The following is a 15,970-nucleotide window of genomic DNA, read 5'->3' on the forward strand; positions in this document are numbered from 1 at the left end:
GACCATGAAATCTCTCTCCTCTCGGAGAGACTATTCGTTGGAAGTGGGGAATTTTCAACCGTTTATATTGGAGATTTTACAACCGTTGTCCACACACTCATGGACTGAATGACTGCAATGTCCTGATTCGCCTTCACAAGTCCACGTATGAACGTATGTCTCAGTTGGTGAGGGTGAACATCGTACTGGCCTAGAAGGTGCTGAACGCTTCGAACGCTAATCCTCTCTAGGCGGTTACTGAGGAACAGAGCTTCATTATCATCTGATCGCTCATCCAGATACTTCTGAATGGCTCTACGTGCCTCCACATTCAATGGGATAGACCGCTCCTTGTTTCCCTTCCCCGATCTGACAGTCAGGCTCCCACTTCGTTCGTTTATCTCCACATCCGATATATCTAATTCCACTAATTCACCGACCCGAATTCCACTCATCATCAACGTCATGAGGATCGCATAATTTCTTGTGCTACCTTCTCGATCCAATTCCCGAATCAAACGGTTGCGTTCCTTCGTGTCGAGAGACTTAGGGGCTTGCTTCTTAATGTCTGGTTGCTTCACAACAGAAATATCCTCAATCGCGACTTTCTTGCCTGACCACTTAGAAAACAGCTTGATCGCGCTCCATAACTTATTGATCGTGGAAGCGGTCTTCTTCTTGCTGGCTAGATAGTCGATGTACTGCTGAACATCCGAGCGGGAATACTCCTCCAGATTCGTACCGGCTCCTTGCAACCACTCTTCAAACTGCTTGATCGCATGTTCATATGTACGGATCGTAGATGCAGACTTTCCTCTCAAACCTTCCTCTAAGAACCTCTGTAACATGGTCGTATTCCTCCGATAAAAGTAGGATAAATAATTCTACGCAATATTTTCTACTCGTTATTTTGAAAAATAGGTCTCACGAACCCGCATTCGACCGTTCCGATCTATCTTTATTATAGCTCAGAATTACAGTTCTGCGACATATTTCTACGCAATTACTACTTATTCGTCTGTTCCTAAAGAAATAGGACAACCATTACGGTTGCCCCTTAACCAATCCTCCGTTCCCCATGTTCCAATCCTACCTGTTGACTCATCAACAACTCAATCGCTCTCATTGGTGTATGAGCTTCAAACTCGATCCCTTTCCACTTCCACCGCTTGGACTTCTGCCGATGCTGATACAGGTATCCTCGATCTACGCCGGAGTTTATCTGCCCTCTCCCCCAACGTACCCATTCAGGATCAATCTTCATGACAATTCAACTTCCATCTCCCGAAGTACCGCTGCAATGTTTTCCTGCAACATTTTACACTCCATCTCTGTTCGGTTCGAGATCATTTCAAGAAGTTCATCGATCTGTTCCATCAGCCCGTTCTGCTGGAATATCTCCATAGCCTTGCCGATGAGTTCACAGGCCGCATATGTCTTGTTCCGTGCCAGCAGGAGATAAGCAAGGTTCTTGTAGGCTCTCCCACGTTCAGGGTGTTTCTGTGGGGCGACTCGCAAGGCATCGGCTACGTAACGTCTCGCATCAGCTAGAAAGATTGATCCGTCGTCCGATGACCAATAGTTGATTAGACTTTCCTCTGCACGACTGTTTAGATTGCTAACCACACGAATCAAGGAGAGATGATCTAAAAGTAACTCCAAGTCCAATTCTACGGTTGAGTCGTTCCCGTATTCTCGTGCCATATTTGCACGTTCAACGGGATTAATCCGCTGGAGGGTATGCCCGAACGAATGTTCCAATAGTAACAAGAGGAGGTGTGAACCAGAATCAGTACGGACAAACTCGCTGACGTTCTTCGGCAATACAACCTGACTCATAGCACGATTCCTCTCTGCTCCCGTGCTTGACGGTTGAATGACCACATCTCATGCATTACACGTAACGCACTCTGACAGTCGTCATGGGACTCGTACAAGTGAGATAGCTCTTGCATCGTCTCCTCATACTCAGTCTGACAATCGGTGAGTTTGAAGCAGTCTGCCGCCTGTTTCATATATTTGATCGCGACTGTATGTTGATTTCGAGCCTGAGCGATACCGGCTTGAATCCTGGCTACCCATGCTTGGTAGGAATGGACGGTTGGCAAAAGTTTACGAGCCGTTTGACATGCTTCCTCTGCTTGATCGAGTTTGTCGCCCGCTAGGTAGAGTTTCGCAAGCTCCGTTATCGTGTTCCCCGTTTCTTCATCCCGTCGAAGTCTTCGGTAGTCCTCCACGATTGATTCTAACGCATGTATCGCTTTGTCACGGTTCCCCATCTCCCCTTGAAGAACTGCAAGTCGCACTTCAAGAGTCAACTTTTCACTATTGTTGTTCAACGCTTCGAAACACCACTGCGCATGCTGGGCATAGTCTGTTGCTTGCTCGTACTGGTCGGCTACGTGGGAGGACTGAGCCAGTTTCATATAGAGATTCCCCAGTCCTTGAATGTCCTCACGTTCCTCAAAGATCGGCAAGGCCAATTGAAGCGTAACAACTGCTTGTTTCAATTGACCCGATTTTTGTTGAATCTCCGCCAGCGTCAGCAACAACGAGCATTGGAGATGTACGTCCTTCAAATGAGAAGAACGCATCTGAGTGAGGGCATTTGTCAAATAATGCTCTGCGATCTGAAATCGTCTGCGCTTCAATTCGAGGTGTCCTAGTTGATGAAAGACACGAACGATCATGATAGGTCTTCTGCTATTTGATTGTGCGTGGTCTAACAATTGCTGGAACGACTCTTCGGCTTCTCGAAACTGATTCAGCCCAAGCAGACAGAATGCATAGTCATATCGGATTTCAAAGGGGTCGAGCTTTCCATTGTTCGTTTGGATGACATTTTGCAAAAACGGCAGCGCACCCGAAAATTCACCAGCAGACAGCATTCCTTTCGCCAATTTGTACTCGCTGAGTACGACAAGGTTCATTTCCAAGTTCCCAATTAGCTCGTCTAGTGGGATCTCAAGTTTCTCAGCGATCTTGCCAATGACGTGGTAGCTAGGCTTGGCTTTGTCGGATTCAATCTGGGAGATCATCGACGGTGTGACGATACCTTCTGCTAATTGCATTTGATTCAAGCCTTTCTTCATCCGTAGTTGACGGAGACGTTGACCGAAAGTTTCCACATTAAACACCTCTGATTTTGTGTTATTTCATACAAACACAATAAACCACCCCGTATGTTACGAGGTGGCTCGTTTGTAAATATAACTGTCAATATGAATAGTTCGACAACAATTTCGACAACAAAAAAACCTCGTCAATGACGAGGGAGAAAATTAACGCTATTTGTTCGAGATGATACCCCAAGGTTCTGGTGGCATAGTACCAGCGTTATAAGTTATAGTGGTTTTCCCCAACGCAATCCCTGCAACGACGACCAGTAATAGCCCCAAAACTAACTTCCTTTTCATCATAACCCCTCCTCGTCAAGATACCCGCTTTTAGTGCTTGAAAAGATACGTACCATCTCATAGTATCGCATCGCAGAGTCAGAGTCACCTTTGGAGTAGTGATATTCCAACAAACATTTACTTGCAATGTAGCGTGTGTTAACGCTGAGACTTGTATCCTTCATAACATAATCTGCAATGGAGGGGTCATCCTTCGCTACAGCGTACATGATTCTTAGTTTTGCACGATATTCTGGATATTCCCTTGCAAGTTCAGAGTATTCTTCAACGACTCGAATGGCAGTTTCATGATCACGTAATTTCATCAAGCATTTAACATAGTCCTTGACACAGCGAATCAACAAATCATCAAAATCCCTTAGATATTCAATGGATGTAGATAGTAGATTAAGAGATTTTTTAAAACTTCCTAATAAAAATTCATAATACGCCACATTGAAGAATGCTTTTCCAATCTGTTTATCATCATCGGTTTTACTAAAATGTTCAAGAGAATTGTAGGAATACTCTCTGGCAAGTTCAAGATTCCCACGTTCCTCCTCCATCTTCATTTTGGTGTAGAAGCATTGCCCCATTGCCTTGGGATGGTCTGGAAATGCTTGTTCTACAATGTGGAAAATTGATTCAATGTTGCTGTATTCCTTCCTAATGGTGTAAGTCAACATTAGGTTTGCAGTAACGATGTGTAGGAGCTGAGAGTCATTGTGTTCGCGCTGGATGCTTTTAGCGAAGTCCAACGCACTGAGCCATATGTCATGAGCCTTGTTATATTCCCCCTGTACGTATAGAACACGACCGAGATTGTTTAATGCGTATCCTCTCTCTGTAACCCCTAGTGAAAGTTCAACGAGTTCCGTTGCAAGATCAAGGGCACGCATTAACATGACTCTCGTTCTTTTGTTTCCAGTGAGAACTTTATTAAGTTCTTTCTCTCTTTTTATGCTATCCAATTGCCGTATTCGATCAACAGTGATACTTAGCCCCTTTGCAATCTTCTCCAACACATCTAGGGTTACTGGACGCTTCTCCTTGAAGAGAAGACGAACAGTTTCACGATTAACCCCAATCATACTAGCAATCGACCGCTTAGAAAGATTATCCTCCTGTTCTTCCAAAAGTTCAATTATTCTTCTGAGCAGGGGAATTTTCGCAAACTCAGACATAGTTGTAAGATCAATCGTACTCATGTAAATCCCTCCGTCAACGATCTATCTTCAATGGTTAATGGCTAATCAAATGACATACCGCTTCAATTATATCGAAACTCACATAAGATGTATACAATTCGTTACTACAATTCTGAATGGAGCAAGTATTTCGTTCAGTCTTGTATTTCGCTTTCTACACGCTCGTCTCAGCTTCTCAGCTTCTCAGACTTGGCGGGCTAGTTGAGGTAGGGCACGGGCTTGGCGTATGGTCTGTGACCTACGAGATGGCGTAGAAAGCATTTGCAGCGATTGGTTAAATTCGGATCGAACAACAAAAAAGGAAGCCCGCTATAGGCTCCCCTAATCCATTTATTCGCCTCCTATTTGGCTTGTACAGTGTTTTTGAGATGGTCTGAATAGTTTCGTATGGTGAACACAATCGACACGCTAAAATTGCAATTTTTTAGCAATCGAGGGAACGCTTATTTTCCTTGTCTTAGAGGCAATTTCACACCCGAAAAAGGTATGTTTAATCGGAATCGGAAGATAACAGGAGCAAGGAGATTGATGTGTTTTTATGCCATTTTTCTCATTCTGTCATTCACAGCTTCGACTACTCATGTTACTGTGATCCGCAACTTCGCAACGCTGGATTTCCTCACATTCAACGCTACACTCCTTCGCCGCGATTGTCTGCACAAAACCACCTCGACAAAAAACGTGTCGATCCAACTGACCACAAGTTGATTACGCCTGCTGTCCAAGGACTGACGAAGAAGCTGACCACAAGACGATGTATCAAGCCATCAAAAATACGAAAATATTTTTCTGCGTTGGACATTCGATCCGTCAATCTATAGACAGGCAGGAACGCCAGCTATTGGACATGTCTCACATAAAGTGACGATTCCCTTGCCCAAAACAAAAAGAAGAGGCGTTTGCCCCTTCTGATTTGAATCCCCATGAAATTATAGTTTCATAGTAATTTTCACTGCAATACTAAAATGAAAAATTATCACTGCTTATCATAACCATCTTGAAACAATACCGTATCCAAATTCCTCGCCAAACATTTTTTCTAATATTGCATTAGGAAATCTCCTTTTCACTACAGATAGATATAACGATATCAAGCTTATACTCCCTGTATCATGGCCAGAAATAATAGAACCCCAAAAATCTTGTTTGTATCTTGCAACAATACTTAGAGTATGCATTGCTAAATAATCTATTGTTACAGGACTTAAATATTTTGTATCAAAACCTACCTCATTATAAAATTTTAATCCACCTACTACATATCTACCTCCTACATACGGCTCATACACACCTAAATAGTCTGGTCTAGTTTGGACTGTAGATTTGGAAGAAAAGACGTAACCTACTCCATGCAGCAAGTCGGCCTCTAAATCAAAGTGTTCCGTCATCTCGGGAAATCTAATAAAGGCATCATTTGAATAGCTTGAAATTTTCATTTTATAATTAGGATCATTACTTTCCTCAAGGCTATAGAGAGCTAATATCCTAGCAGGTTCCCCGTAATATTTTTCGTAAATATTGTGCACTTCAGGGCAGACTGATAGCATATCTTTTAAAAAGATAAAAGACCCGTCAGGAAACATAAAGGAATCGAAAATATTAGTTAAATATTTAAAAACACCTTTATCTGTTACTGAAAATTCTTTTTCAATTTCCCAACTATTTCTGTCATTTTTATATTGCTGTAATGACTGATTTCTTGGCCTTGTATGAAGTCCATGATAATTGATATCTTCTACAAATATAGTTTTTTCATTAGCAACAATAACTGCCTTTGCAAGAGAAAGCATTCCATAGAACAAAAGCACTGGCGAGGTTCTAATTGAAACTTTGTCTGCGGCTTCAAAATATTCAAAAGCTTGGTTAATACACATAGCGATTTGATCTGCTTTTTTTTCCATGAATTCATTTGTTTCGTTGTAGATAATAGTCCTCTCAGATTTTATACTTCCGTTCAGCAAATTGATACAGTTGTTCTTATTGCCAAGGAACTTTAGATGTTCCCACATATCCTTCGACGGACTTTCAGACCAAGTAAACACTTCAATTTCCTCCTTGATTTATAATATTCAGACCGCTCCTCTCTGTTATTCTACTATAAAAATGACTCTTGTCCCCACCATTTAAAAATCTTGTTTTATGGGAATCATATTATACTCAAATTTCGTCTGTAACGTGCAAAAAGAAAGAGGGGCATACAAATGTACTCCCCCGACTTCTAAAGCGGCTTATACAGGCAAATAGAGGCCATTCTATATAGATCAAACGCTCATCTGGAAAAGTGGGCGTATTTTTATTTCTTGGGTGCAAAAACTTTTGTTCGTTTTCATCGTCCGATCTAAAATGTTTTGATGAAAATCAGAGAATGTGACGTTGTTTATTTTGCAATTTTCTCATCGCTCACCTCTAAATACTGCAACGCAAGAAAGAAGCTCCCCATGTCCTTCATCGGATCAAGGCATCGACCAGCAAAAAGACGATCTATATTGACTGACCTTCCGATAAAATTGTAGTTTTATGGGAAATTATTTAGTCTCTAATTTGCCCCACAACGAAAAAATGAACGAGGGGCTATGCATGAGTACCCCTTGAATATAAAAATCGCTTAGAAAGGCAAATAGAGAGCGAAAAAAAGGAGAGTAGCAATATGCCACTCCCAACAGATTTAGATGAATTTGGCTCAATCCCCCTGTTGAACTTTAAAATATGGCTCCTTCTCAATGATTGCAGCCTGTACTTTTTTCCTCAGCAACTCCTTAAAATCTACATCTTTCTCCAAAACATTTATCAATTCCTCAATATTCATCAAAATCACTACTTTGTTTGCTAGTGCTTCCCTACATACACTTACCGCAGGTTCAGTAAAATCTGAAACTGATATTATTATGGCTCTGGCTTGTTGGCGATTATATATTCGAACCAAGTGTTCTGAAACTTCCGCTCTGCCTATTGGATTTTTCCACCACTTCATTTCTACCAGATATATGTGGTTGTCAAGTTCTACTACCCCGTCTATTTGTTCTATTACCCCTTCTCCATTTTGGCCAACAATAGTAAATGATTCCTTTACTAAAATACTGTACTCTCTAAACAATCTGTTTAAGATTCCCTCCAGTTCTTTCCCTCTTTTTTGAGGGTCATTCACACCGAATAAACTATAAATATCAAATTTGATGTTCTCTATTCTTTCTCGTCGCTCTTTGATTGCTTTCACTTTTTCTTGATATTCTTTACGATGCTTTTCGTTTGCGATCTCCTGAGCTTTTTTCATCCTCGTGAACGAATCTTTAACATTAACTACCCTTTGAACTTCAGCAACTAATCCTTTCGCTTTCAATTGGTCTTCAGGCCAGCAAAGGTAGAAACTCTCAAACTCATGTACTCGCCTGACAACTTCACGTCTTGTTCTTAGTAGTTCATCACCTTTTTCGTTAATTCTAGTTAATATCGTCCTCGCTATTTCGTATTTTGTAATTGTATCAGGGCTAGTACGTACTCGATTAGTTAAATCGTTCAAAATTGAATTGGGTATCCCACAACTCCTAAAGAAATCAAGCACTTGAATTTTGGAACGATTTAACAAAGGAATTGTATCAACAAGCAGATTCAAAACGTCTGGAGGGTAGTGATAAATTTCCATATTCGTTTGCCCCTTTCATAATACAAAATCTTTATTAGTTTTTTCTTTGATTATATCATATTTCTAAGATTACCTTTTGACAACATATTAAGATCAGAAAAGAGAATAACAGACCTTCAATCTGAAACCTCCCATTGTAACCGATACTCCTCAAAAGATGACAGTAACCCAACTTATGACATCCCGATAAAAGAGTAGTTTTATACCAAACTTTAGCCTCAAATTTCTTCTGTAACGCACAAAAAGAAAGAGGGGTATACAGATGTACCCCTCGACTTCTAAAACGGCGTATATAGGCATATAGAGGCGATCTCGCTTCCTCATAGTCGTTCAATTGACCTATACGTCATCGTTATGACTTTGTTCTGTACCAGCCGAACGATTCTCTCGTTCTTTAGATAGTCAGAAAAATGTGCTTGATCGATTCCTACCGCCTCGCGAATTTCCCTTTTCGAATAGACTCCTTTTTGCAGGGACTCAAAGTATTTTGCAAGCTCAATCACCCGCCTGTTGCGATTTTCATCCTTCTCCGCCTCCTGCCTCTCCTTGAAACCAAATTCAAACTCCTCGCGGTGAACTACGTTTTTGAATCGGTGCAACACCAGCTTCACGACCTCAGGATCATTCGATACGATATTGAATTCCCCCTCCGGCTCCACGACACGTTGAATCCGTTTCAATGCTTGATACATCTCGGCGGCAATGTATCCAACCTGTACAGTCTTGTACTTTTTATTAGCAAAACGGCCATTACGCAGGGTCATCCCTTTTCGTCCTAGTCCCGTGAATGAGTATTGCTGGTAATGGACTAGGTATTGCTCAAACGGAAGATTAGGCGTTCCGATCAGCCAACACTTTTGAAACTTGGAGTAGTCATTCTTTCCGACAATATTCCCGTACCAGTTGATAACCACTTGTTGACCGCTATACTCAACATCTTTCTCATGTAGGAGCACATCCTCGATCTCCTCAGCGGCGAGATGGGCACACAGTTTCGCGGCGTAATTCTTGTGGCAGATTATCAGCAATTTTTCGTGGGGCTGCAAGGTTTCCTTGATCTTTCTCGCGATCTCTGGGAACAGTTCAGCTTCATTTCGTTGGATATTGCTCTTGCTCGTATTGAATTTATACACATTGAATTTGCATTTCTCATGGTCAATGACCAAGCCTTGATTCATGATCTGAAATTTGCGCGGATTCATTTTGTAGACTCCATCAATACTGGCAGATGCGTCGAGTATCAGATTAGTTGCTAATCCCCAATGACGATGAAGCGGGTGGACACCGGAGATGTTCCCTGCGTTGTATACACATACAGTGCCGTACCACACGTCTAACCCTTTGATGAAATAATCTACATCTTCCCACATTTTCTTAGGAGTACTTGACCAGTTCGCTTCCACAATGGACTTGAATTGAGTCACGATTTCAGGCTTGAACTTTGCCCTCACTTGAAAACACTGGTTCTTGGAATCCTGGAACTTATCAAGCCAGTCACGAAGAGGTTCACACACTCTATCAAACACTTCTTGGATCGACCTGTTGAATGCTCCCCGAACCGAATTATAGAGGGAATTTTTGAAAGTGTAGATGGGGAATGTCACTTTCTCATCGATCACTAGTACGTGCCGATTTTCTGTGAAGTAGTGTCTCTCTTTCTCATTCAGACAGAGTTTCATATACCTGTCATGAGTGATGAATAGAACTCGAATGTTTTGGAGTTCTCCAGCCTTTCTAGCCCAATCTCCTGTCCAATTATCAGCGGTGATGCCAAGAACACTCCATTGTCCTTGACCGCTCAAATAATCAACTGCCCTGTCGATCTCTGCTTTGAACTTCTTGACGACTAGCACATTCCGTTGCCATGTCGGATCTGACAAATACTGATTTAGAACCTTCAAGAGATGAAACGATTTCCCCAACCCACCTTCGAAATTCAGGACTAGAAAGTTGGTTTCTCCTGTTTCATAGGATGTGACAACTTCCTCCAAGTACTTCATTTTCTTGATGTACTGATTTCCGTAATGTTTGGCGTAGGGATCATTTCGAAATAAGATTGGTAATTCCTCGTTCGTCATCTCGTTGCTCCTTCATGTTGAGGCGGGTTACGAGTCAGCCAAAGTTGTTCGAACACCACGAACAATTGGTAAAATTTTTGCGCACACGCAATTTTTTTATCAACATTCTCACAGAAAAAAACTATCTCACACTATCATTGTTAATATTATATAGAGTTGACCGTGAGATGGCTTTTGAGCCCTGTTTTCTCCGCACTAAAAGACAAAAATACATAATTGCGAGTTCGCGGATTATGAACATTTAGATACGGAGTATCTAACATTGTCTGACTTGTAACCCTTCAAAAGATTGTATCTCTACAGAGGATGATACTCTCTATCACGCGAATTGTAAACAATTATTTTAAATATAATTTATCACACTATGATATTTTCACTTTATATATCTTTCTCAGAACAAGAAAAAAGAGCGGGTCGAATTGACCCACTCCAAGTACAAACTAAGCATTCTTCCTCATGTTTCGTCTTGACGTTTTCTTCTCCAGAATTTGAATGATAGGAGAATATTGCTCATGTTGCTTTTTCAGAGCTTGCTTTGACAAATGCGTGTATCGGAGCACCATTCGCAGATCACGATGACCAAGCATCATTTGCAGATGTCGAATGTCTCCTCCATTTTCCAGAAACATTGTCGCCGCTGTATGACGGAATAGATGAGGATGAACTTTAGAAGTCAAGTTTGCCTTGGTCGCGTACTCTTTCAGTCTGTGACGGAAGTGATTTGCAGTCATCTGTTCCCCATAGTTTGAGAGGAACACAAAGTCCGCATTGAATTCCCTGTTCTCCTCGATCAACTCTTTCAGGAGGCTTGCTGTACTTTGCTGAATCGGAATCGTGCGAGACTTGCGATTCTTGGCGTTCTCCCCTCGTACAAGCACCATACCTGCTTCCAGATCAATGTCGGATACTTTGAGCGAGAGGGCTTCGTTAATCCTCAGAAACGAGTCGAGAAGCAGATTCATCAGCACATAATCACGAAAGTCACAAAATTGGCGTTGAGACGGAATTTCGAGGAGTCGCTGCAATTCTTCCACTTTGAGGATCACAATCTCGTTTTCATTTTCCTCGACATTTTTAACCAACCTCATGGGATCGTGTTCAATATGATCCTCTGAATGCAGAAAGCCGAAGAATACTCTCAACGTTTTGAGGCGTGTATTCACGGTAACAGGAGATAATCCCACTGTCTTGTACTGTTCATTCACAAATTGATGACCCTCAAACCGCACTTTTTCGTGGAGCATCCAGACGATGTAGTCACGAATCACAACGGGTGACAAAGAGTTTACTGTCCGCTCAATCCCTTTGCTGTCGATGTAGGTAAGCAGGAACTTGTAGTTCTCGCGATATTGGTCAATCGTTCGCTTGGAGCGGCCTTCTGCCAGCTTCGCTCGAATAAACTGTTCAAACAGGGTATCAAGGCACAGAGCGTCAAGTTCATGAGCACTGCGAGTTTGTTTCTTACGTTTACCAATCCGTTTATCCATACAAAAAACGCCCCCATCCAATTTCTTGAATGATGAGCGTCCGCATAATACGTCCATTCGTAGCCACACCCTGTCACAAAGTGGAGCAACACCCTGTAAGGAAAAACTGTTCAGGGAACCGAAGGAGAAACGTTGATAGATCAAGGTTTTCTATTGTGATACGATCAACAGGACTCGAACCTGCGACCCTCACCATGTCAAGGTGGTGCTCTACATGCAGAGCTGTGGAAGATTGTTCTCTATGAACTACCCTAAAAGTTGGCTCAAATGTTCCCGAAATGATCCTTCAACAGTAGATACATCAACAGCTTTCGCCTCGGACATCAGGGAGATTTCAATCAACTAATAGGACGGTTCTGCATGTGTACCGTACCGATCACCTGATCACACCACGCCAATGCGTCTTCCTTACTAAAAAGCCCACATCCCCCCCCCTAACGAATACCCGTAAGCCTGCTGTTTGATCATATTCAAGAAGTCACCACCACACGTTCTACCTCCGGATGCGTCAACGCCAGCTCCACCTCATACAGCACCTCACTAAACAGACGCGGCGGCACATCGCCCGGCAGTATCAAGTTCTGCACCGGGTTCCCATCCGACAGATAGCTCCCCCGTTTGATCGTCGTCGCACGGTAGAAGCGGAGCGTGGTCACGGTCACATCTGCCCCTTCGTCCGTGGAATCGGTTCGGATGCCATGATGATCCAATTGCGCCCCGACTCTCAGGCGCTGGTCGTCTTTGTAAAAATCAAAGTAGACGCCACCGTCCTGATTCAATCCTTTCGACCAGCCCAGTTTGGTCAGCCGGTTGAACAGCGTATGACTGCTGATCGTCACCCCATGATACCGTTCGATCTGAGTTCCGGCCCTCTCCTCGTCGGTGATGTGGTACACGAGCCGACTCAATTGCTCAAACGGGGCCTTCAATTCATCCGCCTCAAACTGCCGTAGCCACTGCACCCGCTCCTCCTCCGTGATCTCCAACGGATGCACCAGCCCGATCACGCTCCCCTCCTGTGCTTCGAAGGTCGCGCCATCTAGTGTCCTGCATGTCCCATCTGCTAGATACCGGAACGATTGCTGAAGCGCCCCCTCCTCATACAAACCCCAGAGCAACGCGGTGGCAAATTTCATCAGAATCGGGTTCTCCACGAACAGCTTCGACCACAATTCACGCGTCCACATGCGTTCCTTGACCATCGCCAGTTCATAACGCGCCGCCTGAGCCTTGTACAGCGCCCGCAACTGCTTTTTCAACGCTTTGAAAAACTCCTTCGCCGCCTCCGCTTGCGCTTCGTCGTCTTTTTGACTCGGCTTCGGTAAGTTCTTAAACTGCTTGCCCCTCTCATCCACAACCACCAGATCAAGTGTCGGCGTCAACCGCAAACGGAATGTGCGAGTCCCATAGTCCAACACTTGCTCTCCGGCCGCATCGAATCCAAGCGTCGGCACCATGCGATCGGTTAACCCGTCCACATCCAGACCTAGCGCTCCAGCCGCTGCGAGAAATGATTCCTCTGCACCTTCCTTCACGAGCTTGATCTTCGACTTCCGACGGAAGGTGTTTACCAGCAACAACGGCTCTTGCCCACCGGTCAGCGCCATCACGCGCAACGCGTAGCTCGACAATGCCCCACGCTTTTGTTTCGGCCATGCTTCGACCAACGTCTCCAACTGGTGCAACAACTGACTGTCGCCGGAGAAGACAGCGAGGGTGATCACCCATTTTTTCTTGGCCTCATACTCCGCTTGTACCCATGCCTCGAAGGTAGCCCGCGCCAGATCTTGCACATCCGATTCCTGCAAAAAGCGATGGATCGTGCTCGCTTCCAAATTCGGTCCCGGCTGGGTCTGTTCCGCGAGGGAGATCATCAGATATTGACGCACCGCATCTGGCGCAGCTTCGCCATCCTCTGCAAAGTGCAGGATCGGCAGCTGTTCGAGGTCGAGCCAGTTCAGGTATTGCTTGCGAATCCGTTTCAGTTGCCTCGTGCAGTACTCGACGATCTGCTCCTTGGTCTGCAGGGAGTTCATGTCTGGCAACGCTTCGCTGTCCTTGCGAACTTCGCCTGCGATGTAGCCGAGGAACAGGGCGAGGTTGTATTTCACCCCTTGGTTTCGCTCCTTCTCATAGGCTTGTTCGAGCAGTGCGCGACCTTTGGCGTCTCCCCACATGTAAATCGTCTGTGCCACCGCTTCCCGCACATGTTTGAGTTTGTGAAAAAGCATCTCCGCCAGTCGGTCGTCTAACTCCCGGTGCTTGGCGAGCAATTCGGCTGCGATCTCGCGGACTGCTTGTGAGGAATCCCCTAAATAGTCCAGCAGCACAGGTGCAAAAGCCGCCCCCTCCTCGACGTAGATCAAGGTGAGCATCTGCCCACGTTCCACGCGCAAGGCGGTCCCTAATGGTTCCAACATCGCCACACCGCCGATGCGGTAGAGAATTTGGAAGAGGCGTGATGTATTGGGTTTATGCGTGCGGAGGAAAAAGTAACTGTTCCCGATCTCCTGCCAAACCGATTCAAACTGCGCGTCACTCAGGTCGTTTTCCGGCAACAACGGCAACACGTCAGCCGCCACACCTTGATGAAGAATATAGTCTTGGCAGCGCTCCAGCAAGTCCTCGGAAACCCCGCAGGCTGTCAACCACTGGAGCGCATATTCCATATAATAGTCAGGAAGATTCATTCGATGGTGCCACCTTTCTCGTTCTGAACAGTACATTATTCGTTTCCGATTCACCTACTCCTCCAATGTCTGAATGATTTACGGTACTTAAATTACGTATTGCATGATTTTATATCACGCGGTAAATTTATCTACATAATCATCCAAAATTTTGATGTGGAGGGAATTATACCTATGGGAAACTTATACAGGAAAACAATCGCTACCCTGTCAGTCGTCGCCTCCCTTTCCGTGCTCGTCTCAACACCTACTTATGCAGAGAACCCTACATCCGCACCTGTTGCTAAAGAAAGCGTTGCAGAAAAAAAGGAAATTACGCTTCAGGAAGCCTCAAAACTTGCCATTTGGTTTATGGCAGACAACATCAAATCCAATCCAGATTGCATATGGAATTCCGAAACACGAATTGCACAGGTAACCACGCTTTACGATGCAGAGGATACTGTGACCGGTTATGCCGTACAGTTTACCAAAAATGAGACGGACAATGGCTACATCGTCGTTTCTGCAATGGGTGACCAAAACCTGATCCAAGAATATGCCTATGAAGGCACGCCGCTGTTCAACAGTATCACTGATGGTCAATTTGACAAGGCCTACTACGTCGCTCCATTAACCTATGCGGTAAAAAATGGAGGTGGAGTATTCGGGCTAGATGATTTATCTAAAAAATCGGTCAAAATTCCTCCCGACAAACTGAAAAACCAATTTAAACATAATCTCAACAAACTGTATAATAACAAGGAAGCCCTCAACAAAATCCGTACTGTCGATTTCAACCTGCTTCCGTATATGGGCTTTGCAGGTACTGCTTCCAATGCTTCCGGTTACGGTGGCATTACCGACACAACAGCCTATGTAAACGATAAGTACGGAAGTGGATGGACGGCTGCATACTATGGCACCTTACAACCGAACATTTACGCGCACTTGTTAAGTGACTTTGAACCGAATGTCAACAACTGCACGCTTGTCGGACTCACAACGATTTTCGAATATTACCGGACGAACAGCATCATGAGTAGCATACCTTCTTCTAACTCAACCCTCTACTCAGACGTTAAAAAAATTGCCAGCGATAAATATGGGTATACAGCTGTAGGTGGAACCCCTCCACTCAATATCTCAAGTATCGCCACTGACCTTATGAGGAAATATGGGAATACAAGTGGAAGTTCAAACTCCGTGTATGTTTGGACATGGTCGACAATCACTGACGATATCGACAGAAAACGTCCGTTGCTTTGCAACATCAATTCAGGTTATTATACAAATCATACGGTGGTCGTTGTTGGTTACAATGCATACTCCCGTAACTGGTATGATAACAACAAAGAGTTCTTTAAGGTTTACGATGGTTATACCTACAGCAACCGATATATCGATTGGGATGAATTCTCTTCGACAAACGGGCCTTACGCAAGTTTTACGCATATCAACCCGTAAGTTCAAAATAGTTTATGGAAGGTAGGTATCCACCAGATACCTACCTT

10 protein-coding genes are annotated in these 15,970 nt (G+C 43.9%); 1 reads left to right on the forward strand and 9 read right to left on the reverse strand.

The window, feature by feature from the left end; all coding sequences use genetic code 11:
- Window positions 1–62: 62 nt before the first annotated feature.
- The 9 genes from C7459_RS02350 to C7459_RS02395 form a co-directional block, all read right to left on the reverse strand.
- Window positions 63–827, reverse strand: coding sequence for a tyrosine-type recombinase/integrase (locus C7459_RS02350; RefSeq protein WP_109685941.1), 765 nt, complete (start codon window positions 825–827; stop codon window positions 63–65).
- A 412-nt stretch (window positions 828–1,239) separates the two neighbouring features.
- Window positions 1,240–1,818, reverse strand: a complete 579-nt coding sequence (locus C7459_RS02360) for a hypothetical protein (RefSeq protein ID WP_109685945.1) — start codon at window positions 1,816–1,818, stop codon at window positions 1,240–1,242.
- Window positions 1,815–3,116 carry a helix-turn-helix domain-containing protein gene (locus C7459_RS02365; RefSeq protein WP_342766653.1) on the reverse strand — a complete coding sequence of 434 codons (1,302 nt, stop codon included), beginning with the start codon at window positions 3,114–3,116 and terminating at the stop codon, window positions 1,815–1,817. Before C7459_RS02365 ends, C7459_RS02360 begins: the two co-directional genes overlap by 4 nt.
- A gap of 278 nt (window positions 3,117–3,394) precedes the next feature.
- Window positions 3,395–4,582, reverse strand: coding sequence for a helix-turn-helix domain-containing protein (locus C7459_RS02370; protein WP_109685949.1), 1,188 nt, complete (start codon window positions 4,580–4,582; stop codon window positions 3,395–3,397).
- Window positions 4,583–5,568: 986 nt separating this feature from the next.
- Window positions 5,569–6,624 carry a YaaC family protein gene (locus C7459_RS02375; protein WP_109685951.1) on the reverse strand — a complete coding sequence of 352 codons (1,056 nt, stop codon included), beginning with the start codon at window positions 6,622–6,624 and terminating at the stop codon, window positions 5,569–5,571.
- A gap of 638 nt (window positions 6,625–7,262) precedes the next feature.
- The gene (locus C7459_RS02380) at window positions 7,263–8,222 is read right to left on the reverse strand and encodes a restriction endonuclease (RefSeq protein ID WP_109685953.1); all 960 of its coding nucleotides are present in this window, start codon (window positions 8,220–8,222) and stop codon (window positions 7,263–7,265) included.
- A 320-nt stretch (window positions 8,223–8,542) separates the two neighbouring features.
- A complete protein-coding gene (locus C7459_RS02385; protein WP_109685955.1) occupies window positions 8,543–10,300 on the reverse strand; it encodes a hypothetical protein in 1,758 nt (585 codons plus the stop codon).
- 440 nt (window positions 10,301–10,740) lie between these two features.
- On the reverse strand, window positions 10,741–11,787 hold the full coding sequence (locus C7459_RS02390) for a tyrosine-type recombinase/integrase (protein ID WP_109685957.1): 1,047 nt from the start codon (window positions 11,785–11,787) through the stop codon (window positions 10,741–10,743).
- A 470-nt stretch (window positions 11,788–12,257) separates the two neighbouring features.
- The gene (locus tag C7459_RS02395; RefSeq protein WP_170119214.1) at window positions 12,258–14,477 is read right to left on the reverse strand and encodes a DUF4132 domain-containing protein; all 2,220 of its coding nucleotides are present in this window, start codon (window positions 14,475–14,477) and stop codon (window positions 12,258–12,260) included.
- Window positions 14,478–14,651: 174 nt separating this feature from the next.
- On the opposite strand from C7459_RS02395, the gene C7459_RS02400 reads away from it, so the two are divergent.
- On the forward strand, window positions 14,652–15,923 hold the full coding sequence (locus tag C7459_RS02400) for a hypothetical protein (RefSeq protein WP_109685961.1): 1,272 nt from the start codon (window positions 14,652–14,654) through the stop codon (window positions 15,921–15,923).
- Window positions 15,924–15,970: the final 47 nt, after the last annotated feature.

The sequence above is a fragment of the Tumebacillus permanentifrigoris genome (assembly GCF_003148565.1).
In the GTDB taxonomy this organism is placed as follows: domain Bacteria; phylum Bacillota; class Bacilli; order Tumebacillales; family Tumebacillaceae; genus Tumebacillus; species Tumebacillus permanentifrigoris.